The organism is Roseibium sp., assembly GCF_025698965.1.
Lineage (GTDB): Bacteria > Pseudomonadota > Alphaproteobacteria > Rhizobiales > Stappiaceae > Roseibium.
Genome location: NZ_JAILWL010000483.1, coordinates 1 through 4,819 on the forward strand (window position 1 = coordinate 1; position 4,819 = coordinate 4,819).

At 55.1% G+C, this 4,819-nt stretch carries 3 protein-coding genes; all 3 read right to left on the reverse strand.

Going from position 1 to position 4,819, the window contains the following annotated elements; all coding sequences use genetic code 11:
* The coding region (locus K5905_RS27560; RefSeq protein ID WP_297590311.1) for a plasma-membrane proton-efflux P-type ATPase at positions 1 to 2,162 on the reverse strand (2,162 nt) is incomplete at its 3' end.
* A 315-nt stretch (positions 2,163 to 2,477) separates the two neighbouring features.
* Positions 2,478 to 3,716: a saccharopine dehydrogenase family protein gene (locus K5905_RS27565; RefSeq protein WP_297590313.1), complete on the reverse strand. Its 1,239-nt coding sequence runs from the start codon at positions 3,714 to 3,716 to the stop codon at positions 2,478 to 2,480.
* Positions 3,717 to 3,766: 50 nt separating this feature from the next.
* The coding region (locus tag K5905_RS27570) for a carboxynorspermidine decarboxylase (protein WP_297590315.1) at positions 3,767 to 4,819 on the reverse strand (1,053 nt) is incomplete at its 5' end.

The following is a 4,819-nucleotide window of genomic DNA, read 5'->3' on the forward strand; positions in this document are numbered from 1 at the left end:
AGAAGCAGACCGAAGGACTGGATGATTGAGGCCAGTCCGAGCACCGCCGAAACGGACAACAATCGCGGCATACGCCACCGGATCGGGTCTTTGGCGACAGCAGTGTTGTCATAGGCAATGGTCATGATCGGCACATCGTCCAGCAATGACATGATGACGATCATGACCGCAGTAAGCGGCTGAAACCCGAGGAAAATTGTCGACAACACGACCAGGAACATGATGTCCATGGTCAGTGCCACACGATAGATCGTATAGCTTGTGATGCGCCCGAAAATACGTCGCGCCTCGTCAATGGCATTGTCGATCACGGAAAGACCGGGAGCAGTCAGGATCAGGGCGGCCGCACCGCGTGCCGCATCCGTCGCACCGGAAACGGCGGTACCGCAATCTGCCTGCTTCAATGCAGGCGCATCATTGACGCCATCGCCGGTCATGGCCACCAGGTGTCCCCGCCCTTGCAAGGCTTTCACGATGGCATATTTGTGTTCGGGAAAGACGCGCGCAAAGCCGTCGGCTTTTTCGATGGAATCTGCGATTTTACCCGGAACATTGTCCGGGTCCATGTTTTTGGGAAAGGCATCGGCTGCCGCGATGATATTCGTACCGAGACCGAGCTGACGCGCCGTTTCACGCGCAATCGCCGTGTCGTCGCCGGTCACCATCTTCACTTTCACGCCCTTTGCGCGCACTTTCTCGATGGTGGCTTTGGAATCGTCGCGAGGCGGATCGAACATCGGCAGAACACCCAGGAACACCCAGGTTCTGCCTCCGTCTTCTGAACGCGCAACCCCGAGGGCGCGGTAACCGCGCGATCCCAGTTCGGCAACATGCGCCACCACCTTCTTGGCGATATCGTCAGAGGGTTTGGCCAAATCGATCACGGCCTGTGGCGCACCTTTGACAACGCTCAGAACCTTACCCGAGTTATCGGTCAGGTCCGCACGCGTACGCTTGGAAACCGGATCGAAAGGTGTGAACTTGTCGACTTTGTACCCTTCAAGCACGGTCCTGTCCTTCAGAGCCTGCATCACGGCCGTGTCGATGACGTCGCTGTTTTCGCTCTCCGACGCAAGCGCTGCGGCAAGCACCACTTCATCCGGACTGGAAGCTTCAAGCACGATTGGATCGCCGAGGGTCAGCAGGTTCTTGGTCAACGTGCCCGTCTTGTCGGAACACAGAATATCGACACCGGCCATTTCCTCGATGGACGCAAGGCGCGAGACGATGGCCTTTTCCTTGGAAAGAGCAAGCGCGCCAAGCGCCATGGTAATTGAAAAGACCGCGGGCATGGCGACCGGAATGGAAGCAACCAGCAGGATCAGCACGAATTGAAGGATATTAAGCGCATCATCGATGCCCCAGTTGTCGGCGATCACGATGTCGCGCCAGACCTGTACAGCCACCATGATGACGGCCAGGACAACGGCAACGGCGATCAGAAAGTTGCCGATCTGGAACATTGCCTTTTGTGCATGACTGACAGCACCAGCCCCCGCGACCAGTTCCGCGGTACGTCCAAAGAAAGTGTTCCCTCCTGTCGCAATCACCAACCCGGTCATTTCACCCTGCTTGACCACCGACCCGGAATAGGCTTCGTCGCCGGACTTTTTGGTAACAGGTAACGACTCTCCCGTCAGTGCCGCCTGATCGATGGAAGCGTACTCACCGGAGACGAGTCGCAAATCTGCCGGCACGATCTCACCGAGTCGTATCTTGACGATATCGCCCGGCACCAGTGTCGCCGCGTCTATGACCTTGAACGCACCGTTCCGAAGGGCCGTCGCATGCGGAGCCAGGCTGTCCTTGAGCGCCGCGAGCGCATTTGAAGCCTTCATGTCCTGCCACAACTCCAGGCTGGCATTGAAGACCAGCAGTCCGAAGATAATGGCGAAGTCGTCCCAACGGCCCAGGAAAGCGGAGACCAAAGCTGCCGCTTCAATCATGAAGGCAATCGGGCCAATGAAATATTTGAGAATCTTGCTGGAAAGGCTTTCGTGCTTTTCAGAAAGTGCGTTTGGGCCGTATTTCCTGAGACGCGTTGTTGCTTCCTCATCCGAAAGCCCCTTGTCGGCCTCCACACCAAGTGACTTCAGCGCTTCCTTTACCGGTACTTTTTCGAGATCGGTGTCATTCGCTGCGGCAGTCTCGGTCTTGCTCATGCGCGGTCCTCACGATCATTCGTACACTTGAGTATGATCAATCTGAGGTGGAAGTGAAGCCGGTTTTCGGCAAAGCCTGCAATGCGGTTAAATGCGGATTGCCAATGCCACATTCTACGGGCCAAAGACGGCAGGCAACGAGGAAAGGACACGTATCAGGATCTTGATACGCGCCTCAAGAACGCTTGAAACAGTTTCAGAAACAAAAGTTTAGGGAAAAATCTTTCTGCTCGCCTGCAAATAAGTCGCAGCACAGGTAGTTCGACGCAAAAAGCCCTGGCCTATTATCAAAGCCAGGGCCTCTCAATCCTGGGTTTAGAAGTTGAGCGCGCGATCTCCGTCTGCGTCCTTGATCCGGGTCGGCAGGCCGATCCGGTTCAGGATGCCAAGGAAGGGCTGTGCGGGCAGCTCTTCGACATTTGCCATCTTCTTCACATCCCACTCGCCCGTTGCAATCAGCATCGCGGCTGCGACTGGTGGAACGCCGGCGGTATAGGATATGCCCTGGCTGCCAACCTCTTCATAGGCTTCCTTGTGATCGGCAACATTGTAGATGAAGACCTCGCGCTCTTCACCGTCCTTGATGCCCTTCACGAAATCGCCGATGCAGGTCTTGCCTTCATATTCCGGCGCCAGTGAAGACGGATCCGGCAGACAGGCCTTGACCACCTTGAGCGGCACGACTTCAAGCCCTTCAGCGGTGGTGACCGGCTGTTCGGACAGGAGACCGATATTCTTCAGAACGGTGAAAACATTGATGTAGTGCTCACCAAATCCCATCCAGAAACGGACATCGGCGCCGTCCATGTTCTTCGATAGCGAGTGGACTTCATCGTGGCCGCACAGATAGGCCATCCGCTTGCCGACCACCGGCAGGTCGTATTCCTTGCCGATCTCGAACATCCTGTTTTCCTGCCACTCCCCTTTCTGCCAGGAATAGACAGTACCGGTAAATTCGCGGAAGTTGATTTCCGGATCGAAATTGGTGGCGAAATACTTGTTGTGGTTGCCCGCATTGATGTCGACGATATCAACCTCGGTGACCTTGTCGAAATAGTCGTCCTTGGCCAGCTTTGCGTAAGCGTTGACAACGCCCGGGTCGAAGCCAGCGCCCAGAATGGCGGTTACCCCTGCCTTCTCGCACTCTTGCGCACGCTTCCATTCATAGTTCGCATACCAGGGCGGCGTCTCGCAGATCTTGCCCGGCTCTTCGTGAATGGCTGTGTCGATATAGGCCACACCCGTCTTGATGCAGGCGCTGAGAACCGACATGTTGAGGAAGGCCGTGCCGACATTGATGACGATTTCGGACCCGGTTTTGCCGATCAGCTCAGCAGTTGCTTCAACATCGAGCGCATCAAGCTTATGTCCTTGCAAAACGCCCGGCTGTTTCAGGGCGTTTTTCTCATGCACGCTTTCGATGATGCCGTCGCATTTCGACTTGGTGCGCGAAGCAATGTGAATGTCACCCAGAACATCATTATTCTGTGCGCATTTGTGCGCCACCACCTGGGCAACACCGCCTGCACCGATGATGAGAACATTTTTTTTCATGTGATGTTGTACCTTCCTTGGAACCTAAGAGGGTGTTTGAAACTCAAGTCTCACGACAGGCTTTGTTCGTAATCCCGGTAGGAAAACTCACGAACGGCCGTCAGTGTTCCGTCAAGTTCCCTCACCGCAATCGCTGGCATTTTCACACCGTTGAACCAGTTCTTCTTGACCACCGTGTATCCGGCGGCATCCTGAACGGAAACACGGTCTCCGACCTTGAGAGCTTCCGGAAAATCAAATTCGCCGAATATGTCGCCGGCCAGGCAGGACTTGCCGCAAATCATGAAACGATGCGGGCCTTCGTTCGGCGCCACTTTTGCAGTTTCACGATAGATCAGCAGGTCGAGCATATGCGCCTCTATCGAGGCATCGACAATCGCCAGATGTTTGCCGTTAAAAAGCGTATCGAGCACCGTGGTTTCCAGTGTCGTGCAGTTGGTAATCGTCGCTTCACCCGGTTCAAGATAGACCTGAACACCATAAGCTTCGGCAAATGACTTCAGACGATCCGCAAAAAGATCCAGTGGGTAGTTTTCACCTGTAAAATGAATGCCGCCACCGAGGCTGACCCAGTCGACGCGCTTCAACAATCCCCCAAACCTGTCCTCGATTTCGGATAGCATTCCGTCGAAGAGCGAAAAATCTTCGTTTTCGCAGTTGTTGTGGATCATGAATCCGCTGATCCGGTCCATGACCGTTTCCACCTTGGCGACATCCCATTCGCCGAGGCGCGAAAACGGACGGGCCGGATCTGCAAGATCGAAGCTGGACGAACTGACCCGGGGGTTCAGCCGCAGGCCGCGAACAATACCGGAGGAATTGTCCGCAAAGCGCTCCAACTGACCCACTGAATTGAAAATGATCTTGTCCGCGTGCGAAATCACCTCGTCGATTTCATAATCGGCATAGGCGACCGAATAAGCGTGTGTCTCTTTTCCGAAACGTTCGTGTCCGAGACGAACCTCGTTCAATGATGAGGACGTGGTTCCGTCCATATAGTCCCGCATAAAATCAAAAACGCACCAGGTCGCGAAACATTTGAGCGCCAGGAGGGCCTTGGCACCTGACCGCTCTCTCACATAGGCGATCTTTTCCAGATTGCT